A 22,771-nucleotide genomic window follows, 5' to 3' on the forward strand; every position below is an offset into this window, starting at 1 on the left:
CAGCGGCAGCGGCTCACTGCCGGTGACCAGCTCCCGCAGCGGGTGCCGGGCCAGCACCGCCTCCACCTCCGGCGTCAACGCCGCCGCCAGCCGGGTGGCACAGGGCAGGGAGTCGTCCCGCAGGGTCTCGGCCGCGGCGAGGACCACGGACTGTCCGTCGTCCCGCGGAACCCCGGCGGCCGCCCGCTCGTGGAGGTCGGCGCCCTCCTCCAGCACCAGCCCGGTGTCGATGCCCGCAGGGACCTTGACGCCGGCGGTCCTGCGCCAGGTGGCCACGGGATCGCCCCACGCCTCGACGCGGTAGGTCCACCGGCCCGGGCCGTCCGCGACGACCTCCGCGCCCCACCGGTCACTGCCCGGCGCCAGCTCCCGCATCGGCGTGAACGGTCCCGGGCGCCCCTCGGGATCCCTCAGCACCACGTTGGCGGCCACCGCGTCGTGCCCCTCCCGGAACACGGTCGCCGTGACCTCGAACGTCTCACCCACGACGGCCTTGGCCGGCCGCCTGCCGCAGTCCACGGACGGCCGGACGTCCCGTACCGGGACACGGCCGATGGTCCGGCTCGTCTTCATGGGTCTGTGCACCTCCGCCGTGCTCGACGCCCGGGCGGACGCCCGGGCGTGGGACCAAACAGCGGCGGGAAGGTCACTGCCTTCCCGCCGGGGAGCGCCGCTCGACGGCCGGCGGTCCCCGTCGGACCGCGGCCGCCGTGCGGGGCGTGTCGTTCTGTTCCTGCAGATAGGTGACGAGGGTGGTGCGCAGATACCGTTCGGCGGCGTCCGCCGCCTCCCGCGCGCAGCGCTTGCCCATCAGCACACAGAGGGTGTAGCCGGCGTCCTCGAAGGTGGCCCGCACCGTGTGGTCGGCCGGGGCCGCCAGCATCACGCGTTCCCAGGCCCGGTAGCGACGCAACTGCCGGGCGACTTCGGCTTTGGCGGGGAGCAGCATGGCGCCGTGCACCTTTCCGGGGCTCGATTCGAGGCGCGTTGTCCCGGCGGTCGGGCGGCGGCCGTGCGCGCGGATGCACGGACCCGTAACGGCGATCGAGGTCTTCACACATGGTGCACGGGTGATGACGCAACGTCTTGTTGGCTTTTCAATCACTTGGGGTGGCGCGCCCCGGCCGTTTCCCGTCCGGACGTCGCCCCAGGAGTCACGGATGTGCGCTCGTGTTGCACGAACGGACCAACCCCCTCACCCTGAAAAGTGACTCAGAAGCGATACCCGCTCACGTTCCGTGTTCGGGGGCTCGCCCCGCGGGGGCGAGGAGGACGAGAGCTTCGCGTGAGGAGCCAACGACCATGAAGACCGCAGTGCCCTGCTACTACCACCTCGACGTGGAAGTCAGCCCCGAAAGGGTGGGACAGGTCAGCCGCATACTGGCCGCTCACCTCCGGTTCTGGGACCTGGAAAACCTGGTGGAGCCCGTCTGCGGCGGCGCCGAGATGCTGCTGCGGGCCATCGACGAGCACGCCACCGACAAGAACACGTCGATCGAGATGTGGTGGAACGGCCAGCACCTCATCACGGCCATCGGTGACAACAACCGCGCCCTGCGCCCCGACCAGGAGCTGCGCGGCTGCCTCGAGCACATCGCGGCGAGCAGCGACGGCTGGGGCTGCTGCGCCACCGAGAACGGCAGCAAGGTCATCTGGTTCTCGCAGCGCGCCCGCGCCGGCGAACGCGTCCCCCTCGTGCCGACCGCGCCCGACCCGCGCGAGAGCGAGGGACTGGACCTCCCCCGCGAGGTGAGCGTCGCCACGCTCACCGGCCGGGTACGCCTGCCGGACGGCATCCTGGAGGAAGTCCGGTGACCCGGCGACAGAACCGGAAAGGGGCGCCCGCCTGGAGCGGGCGCCCCTACCCGCTGGGTGCGTCCTACGACGGCGAGGGCACCAACTTCGCGCTCTTCAGCGAGGTCGCCGAACGCGTCGACCTGGTGCTGGTCGACGACGAAGGACGGCACACCACCACACGGCTCACCGAGGTCGACGGCTTCGTCCGGCACGGCTACCTCCCCGGCGTCGGCCCCGGGCAGCGCTACGGCTACCGGGTGCACGGCCCCTGGGCCCCGGCGGCCGGCGACCGCTGCAACCCGGCGAAACTGCTCCTCGACCCCTACGCCACCGCGGTGGACGGCCAGATCGACAACCACCCCTCGCTGTACGAGCGCACCCCTCACGGCCCCGACCCCGCCGACAGCGCCGGGCACACCATGCTCGGCGTGGTGACCGACCCGGCCTTCGACTGGGGCGACGACACCCGGCCCGGCCGCCCCTACTCCGACACCGTGATTTACGAGGCCCACGTCAAGGGCCTCACCCGCACCCACCCCGACGTCCCCGAGGAACTCCGGGGCACCTACGCCGGACTGGCGCACCCCGCGGTGGTCGGGCACCTCACCTCGCTCGGCGTCACCGCCGTCGAGCTGATGCCGGTCCACCAGTTCGTCCAGGACGGTGTGCTGCAGGGCCGAGGCCTGGCCAACTACTGGGGCTACAACACCATCGGCTTCTTCGCCCCGCACAACGCCTACGCCGCCCGCGGCACCCGGGGCCAACAGGTCACCGAGTTCAAGGAGATGGTGAAGACCCTCCACGCGGCCGGACTCGAAGTCATCCTCGACGTCGTCTACAACCACACCGCCGAGGGCAACGAGAAGGGCCCCACCCTCTCCTTCCGGGGCATCGACAACTCCTCGTACTACCGCCTGGTGGACGGCGACTGGTCGCACTACTACGACACCACCGGCACCGGCAACAGCCTGCTGATGCGCCACCCCTACGTCCTCCAGCTGATCATGGACTCGCTCCGGTACTGGGTCACCGAGATGCACGTCGACGGCTTCCGCTTCGACCTCGCCGCCACCCTGGCCCGGCAGTTCCACGAGGTCGACCGGCTCTCGGCGTTCTTCGACCTCATCCAGCAGGACCCCGTGATCAGCCGCGTCAAACTGATCGCCGAACCCTGGGACGTGGGTGAGGGCGGCTACCAGGTGGGCAACTTCCCCCCGCTGTGGTCGGAGTGGAACGGCCTGTACCGGGACGCCGTACGGGACTTCTGGCGCGGCGAGGAACACAGCCTCGGCGACTTCGCCTCCCGGCTGACCGGCTCCTCCGACCTGTACGCGCACCACGGACGCCGCCCGCGCGCCAGCGTCAACTTCGTCACCGCGCACGACGGCTTCACCCTGCGCGACCTCGTCTCGTACAACGACAAGCACAACGAGGCCAACGGCGAGGGCGACCGGGACGGCGAGAGCAACAACCGGTCCTGGAACTGCGGCGCGGAGGGCCCCACCCGCGACCCGGCCGTCCTCGAACTCCGCGCCCGCCAGCAGCGCAACTTCCTCGCCACCCTGCTGCTCTCCCAGGGCATCCCGATGCTCTCCCACGGCGACGAACTGGGCCGCACCCAGCGCGGCAACAACAACGCCTACTGCCAGGACAACGAGACCAGCTGGATCGACTGGCGGCTCACCGGCGAACAGCGCGACCTGCTGGACTTCACCCGCGGGCTCATCTCGCTGCGCCTCGCCCACCCCGTGCTGCGCCGCCGCCGCTTCTTCCGGGGCGAGACCGTGCGCCACGCCGGCCAGCCGCTGCCCGACCTGGTGTGGCTGCTGCCCGACGGGCGGGAGATGACCGACGACGACTGGCAGCGCTCCGACGCCCACTCGGTCGGGGTGTTCCTCAACGGCGACGCCATCGCCGAGCCCGGCCCGCGCGGCCGGCGTCTGGTCGACGACTCCTTCCTGCTGCTGCTCAACAGTCACTGGGAGCCCGTCGGATTCCGCCTGCCGCCCGTCTCCTACGGTGAGCGCTGGACGGCCCTGATCGACACCGCCGACCCGGAGGGCACCCCCGACGAGGCGGAGCACAAGGCCGGCGCCGTCCTCACCGCGGGCCCCCGCAGCCTGGTCCTGCTGTCCCGCCCGTCCCGCACGCCGAAGTGACGGCGGGCCCGCGAGGCGTCAGCGCCCGCGGCGTGACGTCACCGTGAACTGGGCGCCCTCGTTGTCGCGGAGCACGGCCTCGTCGGCGCCCAGGGAGAGCACACTGCCGCCGTGCCGTTCCGCGGCACGGGCACAGGCGGCCACGTCCTTCACGGAGAAGTGCACCTGCCAGTGCGGCCGGACCGTAGGGTCGGGAGCCGACTCCGCCGCCCCCGACTCGATCCGCGCCACCACGTCCCCCTCGCTGCGCAGCACCACTTCCTCGCCCTCGTACTCCACCTCGACACAGCCCGGCTTGTCGGACGCCCAGTCGAAGACCCCGCCGTAGAAGATCGCGGCGTCGAAGGCGTCACGGGTGTGCAGCCGGACGAACGCGAGCTGCGCGCGGCGCCAGGTGGGCCAGTCGCTGAACAGCTCGCCCTCCCAGACCCCGAACGTCGCCCCGTCCCGGTCGGCCAGCAGCGCCGCGCGTCCGGGCGGCAGGGAGATCGGGCCGACCGCCGCGGTGCCGCCGCGCTCCTGCACCCGCCCCGCGGCCTCGTCGGCGCTGCGCACCGCGAAGTACGGCGTCCACGCCACCGCCATCTGCCACATGCCGGCGACGTCGGCGATCCCGGCCACCGGCCGGCCCTCGGACAGGGCGATGCGGAACCGGTCGCCGAGGCGCACCGGACGCCACTCCCAGCCCAGCACGGCCCCGTAGAACTCCTCGGTCGTCTTCATGTCACGGCTGGTCAGGCTCACCCAGCAGGGCGTCCCGAACACGGAGTGCGTCGAGAAGACCTCCGTCGCGCCGGCGGGGGAGGGCATGTCGTGGTTCATGGCAGTCGCGTCCTGATCTCGTCGGCCTGGCAGCCACCCGGATGGCACCAGTGTCCGTCGGGTGCCCCTTTGGGCGCCTGCCGAGTACCCCGGCGGCGGCACCGAAACGGTGGCCCCGCCGCCCCGGGTCGCCCCGGTGGCGCGGGGCGGCCGCAGTGGCGACGATGGATGGACCGGACACTGGGTGAAGGCACTCAAGCACTATGCGAAGGCACCACGAGAGCGGCACACCGGACCCGGAGGTGACCATGCCCACGGACGGGGGCGCCGACCGCATCCTCCAGCTGGAGGAGGAAGTCCAGCAGCTGAAGGACGCGGTCGTCTCGCACGCGGTGGTGGACCAGGCGATCGGCATGATCGTCGCGCTCGGACGGGTCTCGCCCGACCAGGGCTGGACCGTGCTGAAGGAGGTCTCCCAGCGCACGAACATCAAACTCCGCAACGTGGCCGACCTGATCCTCGTCTGGGGGCGCACCGGGCTCCTGCCGGCGGAGGTGCGGACGGTGCTGGAGGAGGTCCTGGACCGGCTCGGCCCCACCCAGATCCCGGGCGTGCCGCCGGAGGACTGACGCGCCCCGCTCAGCCGGCCTCGGCCTCGGCGAACAGTTCCTCGCGCAGATGGGCGAAGCAGCCGCTGAGCAGCCGGGAGACGTGCATCTGCGAGATGCCGAGCTGCCCGGCGATGTCGCTCTGCGTCATCCCCCGGAAGAACCTCAGATAGAGGATGAGCCGCTCGCGCTCCGGCAGCGCCTCCAGGCAGGGCCGCACCGCCACCCGGTCGACGACGGTGTCGTAGGCCGGATCGGGACCGCCGATCGCGTCGCCCAGGGCGTAGCCGTCGGTGCCCGGCATCTCCGCCTCCAGCGACAGCGCGGAGAAGCACTCCAGGGCCTCCATCCCGGTGCGCACCTCGCTCTCGGTCAGCAGGGTGTGCGCGGCGATCTCGGCGACCGTGGGGGAGCGGCCCGGAGTGGTCTGCGCCAGCTCCTTCGCCGCGTGCCGCACCCGGTTGCGCAGGTCCTGGACCCGGCGCGGCACGTGCAGCGTCCACATGTGGTCGCGGAAGTGGCGCTTGATCTCGCCGGTGATCGTCGGCACGGCGTACGCCTCGAAGGCGTTGCCGCGCGCCGGGTCGTAGTGGTCCACCGCCTTGACCAGGCCGAGGGCCGCCACCTGGTACAGATCCTCCAGGGCCTCACCGCGGCCCCGGAAACGGACGGCGATGCGCTCGGCCATGGGCAGCCAGGCCATGACCAGCGCGTCGCGCAGCATCCTGCGCTCGGGCCCTTCGGGCAGCCGGGCCAGGCGCGCGAAGTCCCCCGCCGTGTCGGGGGCGTCGTCGTGGGGGTGCTGCTTCCTGGGACTGACGGTACGCATCACGCGCACCTCCCTGAGCGGGGTGCCGGATGGACAGACCCCGTGGGAAACGGCGGCTCGGACCACGACAGGCCCGCGGCCGGCGAAGCGGTTCCCACGGACGTGCCTCCTGTCCGAAGCACTGAGAATTCCCTTCCCCGTGATCAGTCGTTCCAAAACGTCTCCCGGAATTCGGCGGAGAAAATCACCGGAAAGCGCACGTTGTGGAATCGAGTGAATTCACCGCGTGAAATTCCCCGCCGCGGAGCGGACGGCTCCGGCCCGGCCCGCCCCCGCCGGCGCGGACCGCCCGGGCGGCGCGCCGGTGATCACGGCGCCGGACGTGATGTGCGGCACGCCCCCGCCGGCCGCCGGGCGGCCGGCGGGGGGATTCCTCCAGCGCAGCGCTTGATCGACGATCAGACCGGGCGAACCGCCTGGCCACGGCGCATTCCGCTCATTTGACAGCGTGCCGAGGCCACAGATAGGAAACAGCGGACAGAAGTCGAGAGGTGCACTGTGTACGAGCCGAACGTGGTCGGGGACTGGCAGGAGTACGACGAGCATGCCGGTCTGCGGGTCCGCGTCCACCGTCTGGAATCCGGCGAACCGCCGAGGGGACGGGACGACGCCGCCGAGGGGCTGACGTATTTCAGTGTCCGCGTGACCGTCGAGAACCGTGGGGACCGGCCTTTCTCCCTTCACGTCGAGGACGGTCAGATCGACGTACGGACCGGCCCCGACGGTGAAAGCGCGTTCATCGACTGGCGCAATTCGCAGTTCATCGAGGGATTCGACGTCTATCCGCTGCGCCGCGCCACCGCCGTCCTCTACGCGGCCGGTCCCGAGGCGGCCCTGAGCCAGGTCGACGTCCAGGTCCAGCTGCGCGTCGACGAGGAGTGGGCCGGGCGCCGGCTGTGGGCGGGCGGCATCGGCGTGCACGAGGGGTCCGCGGGGGCGCCCGCGGGCGCCTGCCGGGAGAGCCTCGCCCAGCAGGTGAGCGTCTTCCTGCGGGAACAGGCGGAGGAAGGCACCGCCTGAGCGCCGCGTCAGTGCGGGATGCCGTCGATGATCTCGCGGGCTCCCTGACGCAGCAGCGCCACGGCGACCGAGGTGCCGAGCGTGGCCGGGTCGAGCCGCCCCGCCCATTCGTGCGCGTTCAGCCGGGTCTTGCCGTCAGGGGTGAAGACACACGCCCGCAGGGACAGTTCGCCGCCGCGGTCCACCCGCGCGTAGCCGGCGATCGGGCTGTTGCAGTGCCCCTGCAGCACGTGCAGGAACATGCGTTCGGCGGCGGCCTCGCGATGGGTGTCCGGATGGCCGAGGGTGCCGACCGTGTCGATCAGGGCGGTGTCGCCCTCACGGCACTGCAGCGCGAGGATGCCGGCGCCGATGGGCGGCATCATGGCCTCGGGGGAGAGCACCTCGCTGATCACGTCGGCGCGGCCGATGCGCTCCAGGCCGGAGACCGCGAGCAGCAGGGCGTCCACCTCCCCGGCGGCGAGCTTCGCCAGCCGCCGGTTGGCGTTGCCGCGCAGCGGCACGCACCGCAGATGCGGGTGGGTGGCGGCCAGTTGGGCGACCCGGCGCACCGAGGAGGTGCCGATCCGGGTGCCGGGCGCGAGTTCGTCCAGGGTGAGGCCGTCCGGGTGCACGAGGGCGTCGCGGATGTCGTCCCGCTCCAGGAACGCGGCGAACACCGTGCCCGCCGGGAGCGGCCGGTCGGCGGGCACGTCCTTGACGCAGTGCACGGCGAGGTCCGCCGCACCGGCGAGCAGCGCGGCGTCCACCTCCTTGGTGAACGCGCCCTTGCCCTCCACTGCCGACAGGTCGCCGAGCCACTTGTCTCCGGTGGTCTTCACCGGTACGACCTCGGTGCGCACACCGGGACGGGCGGCGGCCAGCTCGGCCCGGACGCGCTCCACCTGGGCGAGCGCCATGGGCGAGTCGCGGGAGACGATACGGATCAGTTCGGGGGCGGACATGCCGACACCATAGACCCTCGAAGGGGCCTGCCCGTGCCGGGACGCCGAACGGCGTCCCGGCGTCAACGAGCCGTGTGCGGTCAGGCGTTCGGGTCGAAGGGGATGCCGGAGGGCTTGGCCGCGGCGAGGTGGGAGGCGAAGCTGCCGTCCTTCAGGCCGAAGTGGGCGCTGCCGAAGTCGTACGAGCTGAGCTTCTCGCGCAGCCCCGCCGGGTAGCCGTTCCAGCCGACCAGCGGAGGGTACTGCCAACTGCCCCGGTGGTTCTCCGGCGGCTCGTCGCCCGAGCCCGCGAGGCGGAAGCAGTGGGTGCTGATGCCGTCCTTGTGGTAGACGACCTTCGCGTGCGTGCCGTCGAAACGGACCGCCGAGCGGGCATGGACCGTGAACGACCCGTGGTTGGACGTGGAGACGTACTGGACGGTGTCGTTCTGTACCCACACCACGACGTGCTCCCAGTCGTGGCGGTGTCCCCCGAGGCTGACGCCCGGCAGGGCCTGGTCCTTCTCGAAGTACAGGCCGTAGAGGACGGCGCACCAGCCGTTGTTGCACTTCGAGCGGGAGTAGCTGTTGGTGGTGTCCAGGTCCGAGGCGTCACGGCAGTTGCCGTTGAGCGCACCGGTCGGGTTGAGGCCGGGGTTGACGGTGCCGTCCGGGCCGATCGCGGCCGTCGAGTAGCAGCCGTCGGTGTCGTAGTCGAAGGCAGGCTGGTACGTCCGGTCCAGGGCGTCCGCGTTGGCCGGCAGGGCGGGAGGGGGTGCGGCGAAGGCGGTGGCGGGGAAGGCGATGACGAGCGCGGCCGCGCCGGCCAGGCCGGTCAGCCATCTTCTGCGGTGCGTTCGGGGCGTGCTCGACGGCACTGCGTTCTCCTCGTGGTCCGGGCGCAGCCAACGGCTGTGGCGGGATGGGGAGTTCAGCATTCCGGCTGGACGTATACATGCCAAGAGGGTGCGGGCGTACCGCTGGTGAAGCGCGGCCCAACAATCACCGCGCCGGGCCCCGGATCGCACCGGGGCGCCGGTCGCCGCCTCCTCGGGTGCGGCCGGAGCGGCGCACCCTCCCGGGCGCGGAGGCCGTGACGGACCCGCCGGCCGGGAGGGTCTGGGCCCGGTGCCGGAAGCGGCGGCCGGCGGGGCGGGTCAGGGGTGCCGGCCGTGATCTCCTGCCCGGACCGGGCGTGCGGGGCGGCCGTGCCGTCCCGGCTGGGGGAGCCGCCGCCCGCCGACTGTGCGGGCGCGGGCGATTGATTGAGTTACGCAATGAGATGGTAAAGTGCGGTACATGTCCACCCCCGACGTCCCCGCCCCTGTGGAAGTGGCCGAGATCGAGCGCGCGCTCCACCGCCTCACCTACCTGAGCACGCGCGCACGTCAGCACGAGCGGCTGATGGCCCTGGCGGGTGTGCCGCTGGACCGGGCCGCCGTCGCACTGCTGCGGCAGATGGCGGACACCGAGCCGATGCGGCCGGGGGAGCTGGCCGCCCGGCTGGGCGTGGAGGCCTCGCACGTCACCCGCACGGTGCAGCAGTTGCAGAAGTCCGGCCACGTCACCCGCGTCCCGGACCCCGACGACCGCCGCGCCCAGCGCATCGAGCTCACCGGGGCCGGCCGGGAGGCCATCGCCCGGATCCGGGAGGCGGGGGTCCGCGGCATGCGGGTGGCCCTGGCCGACTGGTCGCCCGACGATCTGCGGCAGCTCGCCACCCTCTTCCACCGCATGGTCGACGACTTCCTCGCCCACGCCGCCGAGGAGCCGGAAGCCGCCCGCAACGCCTGACGGCGGGCCCCGGGGCCGGTGCCGCACGGTACTTACCGTCGGGTAATATCGCGCGGCAGGCCATCAGAGGAGGAACCGTGTCCCGGTCCGAACGCTCGCCCCTGCTGCTCGCCGGCCTGCTGGCCGCCGCGGGCACCGCCCACTTCGCCGCCCCCCGTCAGTTCGACCACATCGTGCCGCGCTCCCTGCCCGGCTCGCCCCGGACCTGGACCCACGCCAGCGGCGCCGTCGAACTCGCGCTGGCCGCCGGGCTGGCGCTGCCCCGCACCCGCAAGGTCGCCGCGCTGGCCGCGGCGGCCTTCTTCGTCGGCGTGTTCCCCGCCAACGTGAAGATGGCCGTCGACTGGCGGCACCGCCCCGCCCCGCAGAGGGCCGCGGCCCTCGGCCGGCTGCCCCTGCAGGTGCCGCTGGTGCTGTGGGCGCGCGGCGTCGCCAAGGGCGCGGAGGGCCGGTCGTGAGCGGGCGGGTGGAGAAGGGCGGCACGGCCCCGGACTTCGCGCTCCCGGACGAGACCGGCACCGTCCGCCGGCTCTCGGAGCTGCTCGCCGAGGGGCCGGTGGTGCTGTTCTTCTACCCGGCCGCGCTCAGCCCCGGCTGTACCGCGCAGGCCTGCCGCTTCCGCGACCTCGCCGCCGAGTTCGCCGCGGTGGGCGCGCGGCCGGTGGGCATCAGCGCGGACGCCGTCGAACGGCAGGCGGAGTTCGCCGAGCGGCACTCCCTCGGCATGCCCCTGCTGTCCGACGCCGACGGCACGGTCCGTGAGCGGTTCGGGGTGAAGCGGGGGATCGCCCTGGCGCCGACGAAACGGGCCACCTTCGTCATCGGCCGGGACCGCACCGTCCTGGAGGTGGTGCGCAGCGAACTGCGGATGAACACCCACGCGGACCGGGCGCTCGCCGCGCTCCGCGCATAGCGCGGCCCCGGGTGGACCGTCGCGGTTGATGCGGGGGCGCAATGGGATGATCCCGGACGAATGGACGAGGCCTCCGCCGCGGTGGTCGTCGATGCCCGCGGCATCGTGACGGGGTGGAGCGAGGACGCCCGGCGGCTGACCGGACACCCGGCCGGGAAGGCCGTGGGACGGGCCGTGCGGGCGCTGCCCGCCGACGCCTGCTCCACCTCACCGCATCCGCGCCGCGCCCACGCCTACGACGAGGGCGGACGCGGACTGCCGCTGGTGGCCCAGCTCACCCAGCGCTGGGGCAGCCGCCGGACGGACGGCGGCAGGACGATCTGGGCGGAGCGGCCGCTGCCACAGCCGTGATCCGCCGCCCGGTCCCCGTCGGCCCCGGCACCGGGTCAGAACTCCTCGTGCGTCTCCGGGTCCCCGCCGATCCGCCGGTGGGCGCGGTCGGCGATGGTCCGCATCTGGGCGGCGTCCAGTTCGAAGCCGAAGACGTCGAGGTTCGCGCGCTGCCGCCCGGGGTCGGACGACTTGGGCACGGGGAGCGCGCCCAGCTGGACGTGCCAGCGCAGCACCGCCTGGGCCGGGGTGACCCCGTGCGCCTCGGCGACGGCGGCCACGGCCAGGTCGTCCAGGAGCGTCGAGCCACGGCCGAGCGGGCTCCAGCTCTCGGTCAGCACGCCCTTGCCGGCGTGGTACGCGCGCAGTTCCTCCTGCGGGAAGAAGGGGTGCAGCTCGACCTGGTTGACCGAGGGGAGCACCCCGGTCTCCTTCTCCAGCCGCTCGATGTGGGCGGGCGTGAAGTTGGAGACGCCGATGGACCGGACGAGCCCGTCCTGGCGCAACTTGACCATGGCCTTCCAGGAGTCGACGTACTTGTCGACGCGGGGGAGCGGCCAGTGGATCAGGTAGAGGTCGACGTACTCCAGGCCCAGCCGGGCGCGGGACTCCTCGAAGGAGGCGAGGGTCTCCTCGTAGCCGTGGTGCCGGCCCGGGAGCTTCGTCGTCACGACGACCTCCTCGCGCGGGACTCCGGACCGGGCCACGGCACGGCCGACACCGGTCTCGTTGCGGTAGTTGGCCGCCGTGTCGACGAGGCGGTAGCCCATCCGCAGGGCCTCGGCCACCGCCCGCTCCGCCTCGGCGTCGTCCATCGGCCAGGTGCCCAGGCCCAGGGCGGGGATCGTGGTGCCGTCGTTGAGGGTGTGGCTCGGGATGCCGCTCACCAGGGTGCCTTCCCGTCGGGGATGTCGTCCTCCCAGCGTCGGGGACGAGGGGGTCAATGATCAACCGGAGGGGTAGGGAGACCTGTGCGGACAGCCGACGGAGTGGGGAACGCATGACGACGCACAGGGACGGCACGGGGGTGGAGGTGCGCCCGGTGGCCGGGCACATCGGGGCCGAGATCACCGGTGTCGACCTCACCGGTGACCTCGACGACGCCGTGACCGCCGCCATCAGGGCGGCGGTGCTGCGCTGGAAGGTGGTGTTCTTCCGCGGCCAGCGTCTCGACCACGCCGGACACGTGGCGCTGGCCCGCCGCTTCGGCGAACCGGTCGTGCTGCCCCGGCGCGGCAGGGCCTCACCGGCGGACTTCCCCGAGATCGAGACCACCGCCGACCGGCTGGAGCTCGGCGGACGGTTCGGCATGGAGCACGACGAGTGGCTGCGGCGCCGCCGCCACACCCTGCTGCGCGGCTGGCACTGCGACCACGGCGCCCGCGTCGACCCGCCGGCCGCGACGATCCTGCGCGCCGAGACCGTCCCGCCCTACGGCGGCGACACCACCTGGTCGAACCTGGCCGCGGCGTACGCCGGACTCTCGGCCCCGGTGCGGGAGTTCGCCGACCGGCTGCGCGCCGAGCACCGGCTGGGGGTCGGCTACCAGCCCCGTCCCGGCGACGACGCCTATCTGCGCCATCTGCTGGAGAGCCAGACCGCCTCCGAGCACCCGCTGGTGCGCGTCCACCCGGAGACCGGGGAGCGGGTCCTGTTCGTCAACGGCTACTACGTCGAGCAGATCACCGGCCTGTCCCGCCCCGAGAGCACGGCCGTCCTCCAGATGCTCCTGGAGCAGGCCACCCGGCCCGAGTACACCGTGCGGTTCCGCTGGGAGCCGGGCAGCGTGGCCTTCTGGGACAACCGGGCCACCATCCACCTGGCCCCGGGTGACACCGCCCACCTCGACCACCCGCGGATCATGCACCGGGTGATGCTCGCCGGTGACGTGCCCGTCGGCGTGGACGGCCGGCCCTCGAAAGCCCTCACCGGCACCGCCCCCGGCCGCTGGTAGCTCACTTCAGCGGGATGGTCACCTCGTCCTCGACCGGCGGGGCGATCTCCTGCGCGCGGTGACCGGTGGCCGCGTGACAGCGCAGCCGGATCGCCTCCGGGCTCACGTCCAGCCGCAGGAAGCACTTGAAGAACGGCGGGCTGTAGGTGGCCGACCCCGGTGAGAACAGCGACGTGTAGGCCTTGCGCACGGGCAGCCGCAGCCGCTTGCGCCGGTCGGGCCGGCGGCCGGTGCCGAGCAGCCCGGCGACCAGCCGCGTCCGGCGGGTGACCCGGGCCGGCGCGCCGGGCGCACGAGTGGGCCCGATGCCGAGGCGTTCGGCGATCACGGCCATCGCCTCGGCGTCGGTGAGGGTGAGGAAGCGGCGCAGCCGCAGCCGGCGCCCGTAGAGCCCGCTGTAGAAGGCGAGGGAGTCGCCGCGCAGCGGATAGCAGCGGAAGTCCCGCTCGGTGACACCGGCGACGTCCACCCGGGGGATGGTGTGGGTGGCGTGCGTGAACGCCCCGCCGCCGCCCGCCACCACGTACTGCAGGGTGCGGCCGTCGTCCAGCCGTACCGGGTAGCGCTGGTAGTTGTGGATGTCGCCGCCGATCGCGGCCACGTAGTGGTGACCGGGGTCGCGGACGATGTCGTCGACGGTGCCGCCGCCCTCGATCGGGCACGGGTGATACTCGCCGTCCACGTACAGGGGCGAGCCCGTGACGAGGATCTTCGGGCGCGGCCCGCGGGAGACCTCGCGCAGCCAGGCGCCCTGTTCGGCGTCGACCGTGCCCAGCAGCCCCGTGTCGATGCCGACGATCCGCACCGGCCCGGCGTCGATCGCCCAGTACGGCCCCGGCTGCACGGCCTGCTGCCCGGGCGCGGACCGCAGCTTCCGTGCCTCCTCCAGGCGCCCGCCGTCCCCGGCGCGCGGCCGGTGCCACAGCAGGGAGCGCAGCCAGGCGCGGGTGAGCGGGCGCGGCCGGGGCGCGGGCGGCAGCGGCGGGGCGTCGTCGCAGAAGATGCGCATGAACCCGCCGAGGTCCTCGTACCAGTCGTGGTTGCCCGGTATCGCGTATATCGGGGCCCGGTAGTCCCGGTACGGGCGGAAGAACTTGGTGCCGTAGTCGTCGGCGCTGCCCACCGGGTAGATCACATCACTGGCGAGCACGGCGAAGGCGGTGTCCCGGCCCTCCTGGAGCAGTCCGGGCACCACCGCGTACTGGGGCTCGCCGCCCTCACCCGTGTCGCCGATCACCAGGAACGAGAACCGGTCCGGGTCGTCACGCCGGATCACCTTGTCGGCGGGGGCGCCGGCCGCCTCCCGCTGGGCCACCCAGCGGGCGCGGGTGTCTCCCGTGGGGTCGCCGAACCAGGAGGCCAGGACCCCGTTGCGGGCGGCCCGCAGCATGCGCGGGTCGAGCCAGGAGATCTTCTCGACCCGGTGCGGCATCAGCCGCCGGTACGTACCGTGTTCGGCGGCGCCCCAGCCGGCGCCCTCGGCGGTATCACGTGAGGATTCGGACACCGGTGCACCGTAACAACGGTGCGATGGACGGCCGGAGAGCGGGGTGCCGCCGAATCCCCTTCGTACGGCACCGAGTTGGGGGGTGGTGGTCAGAAGGTGCGCGCCAGCAGGTCGAGCAGCGCCGCCCAGTGACGCTCGTCCGCCTCCTTGTCGTACGCCGCCGTGTCGGACTGGGTGTAGCCGTGCGGCGCCCCGGTGTACACCTCGCAGCGGTGCCGGACACCGGCTTCCGTCAGCGCCCGCTCCAGCCGCTCGATCTGCTCCTCGGGCAGCGAGTGGTCCTGGTCGGCGTGGCCGAAGTACACCTCGGCGGTGATCCGGCCGGCCACCAGGTGCGGACTGTCCGGCGCGTCCGTCGCCAGCCGGCCGCCGTGGAACCCGGCCGCGGCCGCCACCCGGTCCGGGTAGGTCCCGGCCGTGCGCAGCGACAGGGCCGCGCCCATGCAGTAACCGGTCACCGCCACCGGGCCGTCCGCCACCGCCGGGCAGGCGGCGAGCCACCGCAGATACGCGTCGGCGTCCCGCATCGCCCGCTCGGGCGTCAGCTCCCGCATGACCGGCCCGAGCCGCTCGAAGAGCTCCGGCCGCGCCCCCGGGTCGATGAACTCGGGCAGCTCGACCACCGGGGCGCGTCCGTGCCGGTGGAACAGGTTCGGCACCAGGACCGTGTAACCGGCCGCCGCCAGCCGGTCCGCCATCTCCCGCAGCCGCGGCCGCACACCGAAGGCGTCCATGTAGAGCAGCACCCCCGGCCGGGGACCCCCGTCGACGGGATGCGTCAGATACGCGTCGGCGGTGCCGTCCCCGGTGGGGATGTCGACGGTCGTTCCCTGTACGGCGGTCATCGCTGTGCTGCCTTTCGACGGGGTGCGGATCACACCCATCGTCACACGGCCGCCGTACGCGCCGGACGGCCCGGCCCCCTCACTCGAACCGGGTGACGTCGCCCGCGCCCCGGCGCACGATCTCGGCCTCGCCGCCCGAGAAGTCGATCACCGTGGTCGGCTCGGTGCCGCAGTCGCCGGAGTCGAGCACCGCGTCCACCTGGTGGTCGAGCAGGTCCTTGATCTCCCAGCCCTGGGTCATCGGCTCGTCCTCGCCGGGCAGCAGCAGGGTGCTGGACAGCAGGGGCTCACCGAGCTCCGCCAGCAGGGCCTGGGTGACGACGTGGTCCGGGATGCGCACACCGACCGTCTTCTTCCTGGGGTGCATCAGCATCCGCGGCACCTCCTTCGTCGCGGGCAGGATGAACGTGTAGCTGCCCGGGGTCGACGCCTTCACCGCGCGGAACACGTCGTTGTCGATCCGTACGAACTGGCCGAGCTGCGCGAAGTCCCGGCACATCAGGGTGAAGTGGTGCCGGTCGTCCAGCTTGCGGATCGTACGGATCCGGTCGATGCCCGAGCGGCTGCCCAGACGGCAGCCGAGTGCGTAGCAGGAGTCCGTGGGGTACGCGATCAGGGCGTCGGAGCGGATGCTCTCGGCGACCTGCGCGATGGTGCGCGGCTGAGGGTTGTCGGGGTGCACGTCGAAGTACTTCGCCATTCACCGAGCTTATGCCGCCCGCGTGCCAGGACCGCGCACGTCGTTCCCGAGGTCCGGTGCGCCGACGCGCCGGGATGAGCCGCGCGCACGGGTGGGGTAACGTCCCCGGCCTGGGCCGGGGACGACGAACGGACGAGGGGAAGGCCGGGGTGGCAGGCCGTAGGGACGGAATCCGGCAGGCGCCGCGGGCGGCCGGGGAGCATCCGGCGTGGGCGCGGGAGCTGCTCGGACATCTACGTCCGGGTGGGCGGGACGTCCGCCGGGTCGTCGACTGGCTGGCCGCCACCACGGACGCGGAGGCGTCCCTCCAGGACGCCGCGGGGACGCTGTTCGCCGGGACCCGGCTGCCGCTGGACGAGTCCCTCGTCGCCGACCTCGGCTCCGGCCGGATCGCCTCCGCCGCCTGGGAGGGGGAGGGGCGCCATGTGCGCCTGGTGCGGATCGGGCACCCCTCGGGGGCCCGCGTGCTGGCCGTCTCCCGCGAGACCCCCTTCGACCGGCACACCTCCGACGTCGTCACGCACACCGCCCAGGTGATCGAACTCCTGCTGACCGCCCACGAGACCGCCGCCGCCGGACACCGGCTGCGGCGGGCCACCGCCGATCTGCGCCTGGCGATCCTGCAGCTGCTGATGGTCGAGGACACCGTCGCCGCCCGCCGGGTCGCCGCCGGACTCTGGCCCGGCCTGCTCGACGCCGACACCGCCTGCGTCTACGTCGTCGAGTCCGCGCCCGCCCTGCGCGACCGGCTCGCCGCGGAGTGCCTGGACACCACGCGGGAGGAGGCGCTGGTCGTGCGCTGCCCGGCGATGGACGGGCACGTGATCGTCGTCAGCCCCCGCGAGGCCACCGCCGGCGAGCTGCGGTCGCTGGTCGAACGGCACCCGGACACCTTCCTCGGCGGCAGCGTGTGGCAGAGCCTCGCCCGTACCGCCACCGCGTACGGGCAGGCCGTCAGCGCCCTGGCGGTGGCGCGCTTCCGCGCCGACAAGACGGCCGTGTACGCCGAACGCACCCACCCGGAGCGGCTGATGGACCCCGCCGCGCTGCGCGGCTGGGCGGCCCGGGTGCTGCGCCCGCTCGACGCGCTGCCGCACCACACCCGCGCCGAACTCCTCGCCACCACCCGCCTCGGCCTGGAGTTCACCGCAGTGAACACCGCCAAGATCCTCGGCGTCAGCCGCAACACCGTACGGGCCCGCATGGAACGCGTCGAGACCATGCTCGGCACGGACTTCGACGACGTCACCGCCCGCGCCGTGGTGCACCTGGCGCTCCACACCCAGATCAACCTCCTGGACGGGCAGGCGGCCGGCGACCCCGCGGCGCCCTCACCGGGCCTCGCCGACCTGCTGGCCGGCCCCGCCGTCGGCGGCTGGGCACGGGAACTGCTGGGACGGCTGGAGGGGGACACCCGGAACGTGCGCCGCACCCTGTGCGCCTGGATCGCCGCCGGGGGCAACGCCGAGCGGGCCGCGCAGAGCCTGGGCGTGCACGCCCAGACCGTGCGCGAGCACGTGCGCAGCGCCGAACCGGTCCTGGAACGCCAGCTGCTGGCCGCCGGGACCGACCTGTACGAGGTCGTCCTGGCCCATCTGGCTGTGGGTGACCTGGAACAGCCGGTCCTCACGGACGGGTGAACCGGGCTTTTCGGACTCAGTTGTGCACGGGTGAGTCCTCCGGCGCCCGCAGCGGGCACCGGTGCGGTACACACGCCCGCCCGCTGCGCATAGTTTCGGCGGCACGGCGGGGGCACGACCGGAACGGGGGACCGGTCGCGCCCCCGGCCCTTCACCGCTGTGTGCCTCCGGCGCGGACGGGTACCCGACCGCCGCTGTGGAGGCCCGCCCCCGGCATCGCGCGCCGGGACGGACGGGCCCGTAACGAGCACCGCGACGAGGAGGCCCGGATGACCAGTGAGACGGAGACCGGCGGCGTCACCGGCACGCAGGACAAGGACTACAACCTGATCTGGTACGTCGAGGCGTGCCTGAGCAACGCACTGCGCCTGGAGAGCTACATCCAGGACGCCGAACGCGCCAAGGACACCGAGGTCGCCGACCTGTTCCGCAAGGCCCAGGCGGACAGCCGCAAGGGCGCGGAACTCGGCAAGGGGCTGCTGCGCGCACGCCTGAACGGCGGCTGAGCACACCGCCTCGCAAGGCCCGGCCACCGCGCACGACCACGGCGGCCGGGCCCCCGCCGTCCCAGGGCACCGCTTCCTCACCCGGCCTGGCGCAACCGGCCGCCTCCCGAGTCGCCGACCGTGGTGATGCGGGGCAGCATGACCCTCGTACGGACGGCATCCCAGGGACGTCGAGCAGCGCAAGGAGCCCACGATCATGACGGACGTTTCGAGCCGGGGCCCCGCTCCGGGCGACGACCGCAAGGTACTCACCAACCGGCAGGGCCACCCGGTCTACGACAACCAGAACCAGCGCACCGTCGGCTCCCGCGGCCCGGCCACGCTGGAGAACTACCAGTTCCTGGAGAAGATCAGCCACTTCGACCGGGAACGCATCCCCGAGCGCGTGGTGCACGCCCGCGGCGTCACCGCGTACGGATACTTCGAGGCGTACGGGAAGTGGGGCGACGAGCCCGTCTCCCGCTACACCCGCGCCAAGCTCTTCCAGGAGGAGGGCAAGCGCACCGACCTGGCCATCCGCTTCTCCACCGTCATCGGCGGCCGCGACTCCTCCGAGGCCGCCCGCGACCCCCGCGGCTTCGCGGTGAAGTTCTACACCGAGGACGGCAACTGGGACCTCGTCGGCAACAACCTGGGCGTCTTCTTCATCCGGGACGCCATCAAGTTCCCGGACGTCATCCACGCCCTCAAGCCCGACCCGGTCACCTTCGAGCAGCAGCCGCGCCGCATCTTCGACTTCATGTCGCAGACGCCCGAGTCGATGCACATGCTGGTCAACCTGTTCAGCCCGCGCGGCATCCCGGCGGACTACCGCCACATGCAGGGCTTCGGCGTGAACACCTACAAGTGGGTCGACGCCGAGGGCAACACCAAGCTGGTCAAGTACCACTGGATGCCCAAGCAGGGCGTGCGCAGCATGACCGCCGAGGACGCGGCGAACGTCCAGGCCGAGTCGCTCGGCCACGCCACCAAGGACCTGTACGAGGCGGTGGAGCGCGGCGAGTACCCGGAGTGGGAACTGCTCGTCCAGATGATGGACGACCACGACCACCCGGAGCTGGACTTCGACCCGCTGGACGACACCAAGACCTGGCCGGAGCAGGACTTCCCGCCGAAGCCGGTGGGCCGCATGGTGCTGAACCGGATGCCGGACAACTTCTTCGCCGAGAACGAGCAGATCTCCTTCGGCACCGGCGTCCTCGTCGACGGTCTGGACTTCTCCGACGACAAGATGCTCGTCGGCCGGACCTTCTCCTACAGCGACACCCAGCGCCACCGGGTCGGCCCGAACTACCTCCAGCTCCCGGTCAACCAGGCCAGGCACGCGGACGTGCGCACCAACCAGCGCGACGGCCAGATGGCGTACTTCCAGGACAAGGGCGGGGAGAACCCGCACGTCAACTACGAGCCGTCGATCACCGGCGGTCTGCGCGAGGGCCAGTACCCGACGCACGACGACCAGGGCCCGGAGATCCGGGGCAGGCTCACCCGCAAGCGCATCGAGCGCACCAACGACTACCTCCAGGCGGGCCAGCGGTACTGCCTGATGGAGGACTGGGAGCGCGACGACCTGGTGAAGAACTTCGTCACCCTGATCTCCCAGTGCGACCGGCCGGTGCAGGAGCGCATGGTGTGGCACTTCCTGCTGGTCGAGACCGACCTCGGCCGCAGGGTCGGCGAGGGCCTCGGCATCATGCCGGAGGACGTCGCCCACCTGGAGCCCCTGGCGAGCCAGGACCTCACCGACGAGGACCGCAAGCGGCTGGCCAGCCTCGGCGACAACCCGCCCCGCGACGTGCAGGGACTCACCATGACCCACTGCGTCCCCGACGAACGGCACGTGGTGACCCGCTAGAGACGGTCCGCCGACCGCGCCACCGCGAGCGCCTGCTCGGCGTAACCGCGCCCGAACAGCACGGCGTGCACCAGCAGCGGGAAGAGCTGGTGCACGCCGACGCGCGTCCGCCACCCGTCGGCGAGCGGCGCCGCCTCCCGGTAGCCGTCCAGCACCGCGTCCAGATGGGGGCAGCCGAACAGGGCGAGCATCGCGAGATCGGTCTCCCGGTGCCCGCCGTGGGCGGCCGGGTCGATCAGGTGGACGTGCCCGTCGGCGCCCCAGAGCACATTGCCGTTCCACAGGTCGCCGTGGAGCCGCGCGGGCGGCTCGGCGGGCCCGGCGAGCTCCGGCAGCCGCGCACAGACCCGCTCGACGACGCCCGCCTCACCGGCGGTGACGGTGCCGTCGTCGACCGCCCGGCGCAGATACGACAGCACCCGGTGCGCCGCGTACCAGCCGGGCCAGTCGTCGCCGGTGACGTTGCGCATCGGGGCGAGCCCGATGTACGCCTCCACCGGGCCGCCGGGCGGCGGCGCCCCGAAGGCCGGTGCGCCGGCGGCGTGCAGCGCGGCCAGCCCCCGGCCGAACCGCAGCGCCGCCTCCCGTCCGGGCGGGCCCTGCGCCACCCGGTCGACGACCAGCCGGCGCGCGTCATGACCGTGCACCACCGGCACCCGCACCGTCCCGGCCTCGGCCAGCCAGCGCAGCCCCGCCGCCTCGGCGCGCGCGGCCTCCGCCGCGTCGGCGCTCTTGACGACCACCACCCGGCCGTCGTCGAGGACGGCCTCGGCCAGTGAGCCGGACAGCGTACGCACACCGGTCACCGCCCGTCCGGTGAACCGGGCCGCCACGGCACCGGGCCCGTCGCCGTCCCGGACGGCCGGACCGGGAGGGAAACTCATGGACGGACTCCTCACATACGGGGTGCGCGGACGAGCGGTCGTGCCCAGGGTATGGGCTCCCCGCACACCCGCGTCCGCCGCCGGCCGGTCACGCGGGACGGTGAAATCCCGGCCGCCGCCGATCGAAGGAAACCGCGCCGGGGGACCACTCGGAGCATGACGAGTTCATCGTTCCAGCGCACTCTCACCCTGCCCGCCACGCTGTGCGAACAGGCCGCCCACCATCTGGAGCAGGCCGCCCGGCGGACCGTGGACGGCGCCGGAATCCCGCTGAAGGCGTTCCGCGCGGCCGCCGACAGCGACTACACCTTCCCGGTGTCCGTGGTGGAACAGGCGGCGGGCTGCCTGCTGGTCCTGGCCACGGAGACCGCCCAGACCGTACGGCCCTCGGCCCTGCGCACCACCATCGGCGTCGCCCTGCGCCTGCGCGACGCCGTCCAGGCCGTCCACCGGCCCGCGCTCACCACCCGCTTCTGGTGAGGGCACGCCGCATGGTCCCCGCACGGCGGGGAACCCGGCGCACCCCCACCGTCCACACCTCCAGGAGAAGGCATGAGTCTGTTGCGCGTCCTCGGCCGGCCGATGCTGGCGTCGATGTTCGTCGCGGGCGGACTGGACTCCGTCCGCAACCCCCAGAACGTCGCCCCGATCGCCGAGTCCGTCGTCAAGCCCGTCACCGACCGCGTCGCGGTGCTGCCGGACCGCACCGAGGACGCCGTGCGCCTCAGCGGCGCCGTCCAGGTGGTGGGCGGGCTGCTGCTGGCCACCGGACGCCTGTCCCGCCCGGCCGCGCTCGCGGTCGCCGCCACGCTCGTGCCCACGACACTGGCCGCCCACCGCTTCTGGGAGGAGGAGGACCCGGGTCAGCGCATGCAGCAGCGCATCCACTTCCTGAAGAACCTGTCCATGCTCGGCGGCCTGCTGATCGCCGCCGACGACACCGGCGCCGCCCCCTCGCTGCTCTGGCGGAGCCGGCACGCCGCCCACGATCTGCGCCGCGACGCCCACCTCGTACGCCGGTCCGTCCGGGCCGGGGCCGGACCCGCCGCGGCGGCCGGCCGGGTCCGGGCCAAGCTGTCCCGCTGACGCGCGGACCGCGTTAGCTTCCCGGAGCCGGGGGGACTCGTCGGCGGGTGGACCCGGCCGGGTGCCACCACGAACCGGAGGTGAGAAGGACATGGGACACGGAGGCAACGTCATCGACGAACTGGTGACCGATCACCGGGAGGTCGAGGAGCTCTTCGGCAAGATCGAGGCACTGCCGCCCGGCCACAAGGACCGCAAGACGTACGCCGACCAGGTCACCATCGAGCTGGTCCGGCACTCGGTGGCCGAGGAGGCGTACCTCTACCCGGCCGTGCGCGAGCACGTGCGGAACGGGGACGCGCTGGCCGACCGCGAGCTCGAGGACCACGCCACGGCCGAGCGGACGATGAAGGACCTGGAGGGCTGCGACGCCGGCGACCCCGAGTTCGACCGGCTCGTCGGGGCGCTGATGAGCGAGATCCGCGAGCACATCGCCGACGAGGAGCAGAACCTGTTCCCGATGCTGCGCGCCTCCTGCTCCCCGGAGGCACTCGACCGGCTCGGTGACAAGGTCCGGCAGGCGAAGAAGACGGCCCCGACCCGGCCGCACCCGTCCGCCCCGGACAAGCCCCCGGCGAACAAGCTGCTGGCACCGGGCGCCGGCATGGTGGACCGGATCCGGGACGCGCTGAGCGGACGCGGCAAGCTCGGCTGACGCC

Annotated in this window: 25 protein-coding genes and 1 pseudogene; 15 read left to right on the top strand and 11 right to left on the bottom strand. The window is 72.9% G+C overall.

Going from position 1 to position 22,771, the window contains the following annotated elements:
* Both ACF1DX_RS24445 and ACF1DX_RS24450 read right to left on the bottom strand, forming a co-directional pair.
* Window positions 1-573 (bottom strand): maltotransferase domain-containing protein (locus ACF1DX_RS24445; RefSeq protein ID WP_391793262.1); only part of this gene is annotated, 573 nt, incomplete at its 3' end.
* A 73-nt stretch (window positions 574-646) separates the two neighbouring features.
* Window positions 647-949, bottom strand: a complete 303-nt coding sequence (locus ACF1DX_RS24450; RefSeq protein ID WP_391793263.1) for a DUF5133 domain-containing protein — start codon at window positions 947-949, stop codon at window positions 647-649.
* Between the two features lie 353 nt (window positions 950-1,302).
* Here ACF1DX_RS24450 and ACF1DX_RS24455 point away from each other — a divergent pair, with 353 nt between their 5' ends.
* Window positions 1,303-1,815 carry a pep a2 gene (locus ACF1DX_RS24455; RefSeq protein ID WP_391793264.1) on the top strand — a complete coding sequence of 171 codons (513 nt, stop codon included), beginning with the start codon at window positions 1,303-1,305 and terminating at the stop codon, window positions 1,813-1,815.
* The gene (gene glgX / locus ACF1DX_RS24460) at window positions 1,812-3,956 is read left to right on the top strand and encodes a glycogen debranching protein GlgX (protein WP_391793265.1); all 2,145 of its coding nucleotides are present in this window, start codon (window positions 1,812-1,814) and stop codon (window positions 3,954-3,956) included. Before ACF1DX_RS24455 ends, glgX begins: the two co-directional genes overlap by 4 nt.
* 18 nt (window positions 3,957-3,974) lie before the next feature.
* On the opposite strand, the gene ACF1DX_RS24465 is transcribed toward glgX, so the two are convergent.
* Window positions 3,975-4,778, bottom strand: coding sequence for a VOC family protein (locus ACF1DX_RS24465; RefSeq protein ID WP_391793266.1), 804 nt, complete (start codon window positions 4,776-4,778; stop codon window positions 3,975-3,977).
* Between the two features lie 242 nt (window positions 4,779-5,020).
* Between ACF1DX_RS24465 and ACF1DX_RS24470 the strand changes: the two genes are divergently transcribed.
* Entirely contained in the window at window positions 5,021-5,347 is a 327-nt protein-coding gene (locus ACF1DX_RS24470; protein WP_030869604.1) for an ANTAR domain-containing protein, read from the top strand.
* A gap of 10 nt (window positions 5,348-5,357) precedes the next feature.
* Here ACF1DX_RS24470 and ACF1DX_RS24475 read toward each other — a convergent pair whose 3' ends face one another.
* The gene (locus ACF1DX_RS24475; protein ID WP_030869602.1) at window positions 5,358-6,155 is read right to left on the bottom strand and encodes an RNA polymerase sigma factor SigF; all 798 of its coding nucleotides are present in this window, start codon (window positions 6,153-6,155) and stop codon (window positions 5,358-5,360) included.
* Between the two features lie 498 nt (window positions 6,156-6,653).
* Here ACF1DX_RS24475 and ACF1DX_RS24480 point away from each other — a divergent pair, with 498 nt between their 5' ends.
* The gene (locus tag ACF1DX_RS24480) at window positions 6,654-7,175 is read left to right on the top strand and encodes a hypothetical protein (RefSeq protein ID WP_030869599.1); all 522 of its coding nucleotides are present in this window, start codon (window positions 6,654-6,656) and stop codon (window positions 7,173-7,175) included.
* Window positions 7,176-7,183: 8 nt separating this feature from the next.
* Here ACF1DX_RS24480 and hemC read toward each other — a convergent pair whose 3' ends face one another.
* Both hemC and ACF1DX_RS24490 read right to left on the bottom strand, forming a co-directional pair.
* Window positions 7,184-8,119, bottom strand: coding sequence for a hydroxymethylbilane synthase (hemC, locus tag ACF1DX_RS24485; protein ID WP_391793267.1), 936 nt, complete (start codon window positions 8,117-8,119; stop codon window positions 7,184-7,186).
* 80 nt (window positions 8,120-8,199) lie between these two features.
* Window positions 8,200-8,976 (bottom strand): NPP1 family protein, encoded by a 777-nt coding sequence (locus ACF1DX_RS24490; protein ID WP_391793268.1) that lies wholly within the window; start codon window positions 8,974-8,976, stop codon window positions 8,200-8,202.
* 421 nt (window positions 8,977-9,397) lie between these two features.
* Between ACF1DX_RS24490 and ACF1DX_RS24495 the strand changes: the two genes are divergently transcribed.
* From ACF1DX_RS24495 to ACF1DX_RS24510, 4 genes and pseudogenes are all read left to right on the top strand, one after another.
* Window positions 9,398-9,892, top strand: coding sequence for a MarR family winged helix-turn-helix transcriptional regulator (locus ACF1DX_RS24495; RefSeq protein WP_391793269.1), 495 nt, complete (start codon window positions 9,398-9,400; stop codon window positions 9,890-9,892).
* A gap of 77 nt (window positions 9,893-9,969) precedes the next feature.
* Complete coding sequence (locus ACF1DX_RS24500) at window positions 9,970-10,350, top strand: DoxX family protein (RefSeq protein ID WP_391793270.1); 381 nt, start codon at window positions 9,970-9,972, stop codon at window positions 10,348-10,350.
* A complete protein-coding gene (locus ACF1DX_RS24505) occupies window positions 10,347-10,805 on the top strand; it encodes a peroxiredoxin (RefSeq protein WP_391793271.1) in 459 nt (152 codons plus the stop codon). The genes ACF1DX_RS24500 and ACF1DX_RS24505 overlap by 4 nt, the downstream gene beginning before the upstream one ends.
* Before the next feature lie 192 nt (window positions 10,806-10,997).
* Window positions 10,998-11,156: pseudogene (locus tag ACF1DX_RS24510) on the top strand (ATP-binding protein); the annotation flags it as partial.
* A 35-nt stretch (window positions 11,157-11,191) separates the two neighbouring features.
* Here the strand turns inward: ACF1DX_RS24510 and ACF1DX_RS24515 are convergent.
* Window positions 11,192-12,022: an aldo/keto reductase gene (locus ACF1DX_RS24515; RefSeq protein ID WP_391793272.1), complete on the bottom strand. Its 831-nt coding sequence runs from the start codon at window positions 12,020-12,022 to the stop codon at window positions 11,192-11,194.
* 113 nt (window positions 12,023-12,135) lie between these two features.
* On the opposite strand from ACF1DX_RS24515, the gene ACF1DX_RS24520 reads away from it, so the two are divergent.
* A complete protein-coding gene (locus tag ACF1DX_RS24520; protein WP_391793273.1) occupies window positions 12,136-13,089 on the top strand; it encodes a TauD/TfdA dioxygenase family protein in 954 nt (317 codons plus the stop codon).
* A gap of 1 nt (window position 13,090) precedes the next feature.
* Here ACF1DX_RS24520 and ACF1DX_RS24525 read toward each other — a convergent pair whose 3' ends face one another.
* The 3 genes from ACF1DX_RS24525 to ACF1DX_RS24535 form a co-directional block, all read right to left on the bottom strand.
* Window positions 13,091-14,596 (bottom strand): metallophosphoesterase family protein, encoded by a 1,506-nt coding sequence (locus ACF1DX_RS24525; protein ID WP_391793274.1) that lies wholly within the window; start codon window positions 14,594-14,596, stop codon window positions 13,091-13,093.
* A gap of 89 nt (window positions 14,597-14,685) precedes the next feature.
* Window positions 14,686-15,441, bottom strand: a complete 756-nt coding sequence (locus tag ACF1DX_RS24530) for a dienelactone hydrolase family protein (RefSeq protein ID WP_391793275.1) — start codon at window positions 15,439-15,441, stop codon at window positions 14,686-14,688.
* Window positions 15,442-15,520: 79 nt separating this feature from the next.
* Window positions 15,521-16,141, bottom strand: coding sequence for an L-threonylcarbamoyladenylate synthase (locus ACF1DX_RS24535; protein ID WP_391793276.1), 621 nt, complete (start codon window positions 16,139-16,141; stop codon window positions 15,521-15,523).
* Between the two features lie 149 nt (window positions 16,142-16,290).
* On the opposite strand from ACF1DX_RS24535, the gene ACF1DX_RS24540 reads away from it, so the two are divergent.
* The 3 genes from ACF1DX_RS24540 to ACF1DX_RS24550 all read left to right on the top strand — a co-directional run bounded on the left by ACF1DX_RS24540 (window position 16,291) and on the right by ACF1DX_RS24550 (window position 20,142).
* Window positions 16,291-17,781 (top strand): helix-turn-helix domain-containing protein, encoded by a 1,491-nt coding sequence (locus ACF1DX_RS24540; RefSeq protein ID WP_391793277.1) that lies wholly within the window; start codon window positions 16,291-16,293, stop codon window positions 17,779-17,781.
* Window positions 17,782-18,050: 269 nt separating this feature from the next.
* The gene (locus ACF1DX_RS24545) at window positions 18,051-18,287 is read left to right on the top strand and encodes a hypothetical protein (RefSeq protein ID WP_030869562.1); all 237 of its coding nucleotides are present in this window, start codon (window positions 18,051-18,053) and stop codon (window positions 18,285-18,287) included.
* Window positions 18,288-18,483: 196 nt separating this feature from the next.
* Window positions 18,484-20,142, top strand: coding sequence for a catalase (locus tag ACF1DX_RS24550; RefSeq protein ID WP_391793278.1), 1,659 nt, complete (start codon window positions 18,484-18,486; stop codon window positions 20,140-20,142).
* Here the strand turns inward: ACF1DX_RS24550 and ACF1DX_RS24555 are convergent.
* Complete coding sequence (locus tag ACF1DX_RS24555; RefSeq protein ID WP_391793279.1) at window positions 20,139-21,026, bottom strand: fructosamine kinase family protein; 888 nt, start codon at window positions 21,024-21,026, stop codon at window positions 20,139-20,141. The two genes, ACF1DX_RS24550 and ACF1DX_RS24555, sit on opposite strands and share 4 nt — an antisense overlap.
* 156 nt (window positions 21,027-21,182) lie before the next feature.
* Here ACF1DX_RS24555 and ACF1DX_RS24560 point away from each other — a divergent pair, with 156 nt between their 5' ends.
* The 3 genes from ACF1DX_RS24560 (at window position 21,183) to ACF1DX_RS24570 (ending at window position 22,767) form a co-directional block, all read left to right on the top strand.
* Entirely contained in the window at window positions 21,183-21,506 is a 324-nt protein-coding gene (locus tag ACF1DX_RS24560) for a hypothetical protein (protein WP_030869550.1), read from the top strand.
* A gap of 72 nt (window positions 21,507-21,578) precedes the next feature.
* Window positions 21,579-22,112 (top strand): DoxX family protein, encoded by a 534-nt coding sequence (locus ACF1DX_RS24565; protein ID WP_391793280.1) that lies wholly within the window; start codon window positions 21,579-21,581, stop codon window positions 22,110-22,112.
* Between the two features lie 91 nt (window positions 22,113-22,203).
* The gene (locus tag ACF1DX_RS24570) at window positions 22,204-22,767 is read left to right on the top strand and encodes a hemerythrin domain-containing protein (RefSeq protein WP_391793281.1); all 564 of its coding nucleotides are present in this window, start codon (window positions 22,204-22,206) and stop codon (window positions 22,765-22,767) included.
* Window positions 22,768-22,771: the final 4 nt, after the last annotated feature.

The organism is Streptomyces sp. NPDC014676 (assembly GCF_043084105.1).
GTDB lineage: Bacteria > Actinomycetota > Actinomycetes > Streptomycetales > Streptomycetaceae > Streptomyces.

What these genes read in the sequence shown, in the direction of transcription:
- ACF1DX_RS24450 (WP_391793263.1), bottom strand. Translation starts at nt 949, where the DNA reads ATGCTGCTCCCCGCCAAAGCCGAAGTCGCCCGGCAGTTGCGTCGCTAC.
- ACF1DX_RS24455 (WP_391793264.1), top strand. Translation starts at nt 1,303, where the DNA reads ATGAAGACCGCAGTGCCCTGCTACTACCACCTCGACGTGGAAGTCAGC.
- ACF1DX_RS24465 (WP_391793266.1), bottom strand. Translation starts at nt 4,778, where the DNA reads ATGAACCACGACATGCCCTCCCCCGCCGGCGCGACGGAGGTCTTCTCG.
- ACF1DX_RS24475 (WP_030869602.1), bottom strand. Translation starts at nt 6,155, where the DNA reads ATGCGTACCGTCAGTCCCAGGAAGCAGCACCCCCACGACGACGCCCCC.
- hemC (WP_391793267.1), bottom strand. Translation starts at nt 8,119, where the DNA reads ATGTCCGCCCCCGAACTGATCCGTATCGTCTCCCGCGACTCGCCCATG.
- ACF1DX_RS24495 (WP_391793269.1), top strand. Translation starts at nt 9,398, where the DNA reads ATGTCCACCCCCGACGTCCCCGCCCCTGTGGAAGTGGCCGAGATCGAG.
- ACF1DX_RS24520 (WP_391793273.1), top strand. Translation starts at nt 12,136, where the DNA reads ATGACGACGCACAGGGACGGCACGGGGGTGGAGGTGCGCCCGGTGGCC.
- ACF1DX_RS24530 (WP_391793275.1), bottom strand. Translation starts at nt 15,441, where the DNA reads ATGACCGCCGTACAGGGAACGACCGTCGACATCCCCACCGGGGACGGC.
- ACF1DX_RS24535 (WP_391793276.1), bottom strand. Translation starts at nt 16,141, where the DNA reads ATGGCGAAGTACTTCGACGTGCACCCCGACAACCCTCAGCCGCGCACC.
- ACF1DX_RS24545 (WP_030869562.1), top strand. Translation starts at nt 18,051, where the DNA reads ATGACCAGTGAGACGGAGACCGGCGGCGTCACCGGCACGCAGGACAAG.
- ACF1DX_RS24550 (WP_391793278.1), top strand. Translation starts at nt 18,484, where the DNA reads ATGACGGACGTTTCGAGCCGGGGCCCCGCTCCGGGCGACGACCGCAAG.
- ACF1DX_RS24555 (WP_391793279.1), bottom strand. Translation starts at nt 21,026, where the DNA reads ATGAGTTTCCCTCCCGGTCCGGCCGTCCGGGACGGCGACGGGCCCGGT.
- ACF1DX_RS24560 (WP_030869550.1), top strand. Translation starts at nt 21,183, where the DNA reads ATGACGAGTTCATCGTTCCAGCGCACTCTCACCCTGCCCGCCACGCTG.
- ACF1DX_RS24565 (WP_391793280.1), top strand. Translation starts at nt 21,579, where the DNA reads ATGAGTCTGTTGCGCGTCCTCGGCCGGCCGATGCTGGCGTCGATGTTC.
- ACF1DX_RS24570 (WP_391793281.1), top strand. Translation starts at nt 22,204, where the DNA reads ATGGGACACGGAGGCAACGTCATCGACGAACTGGTGACCGATCACCGG.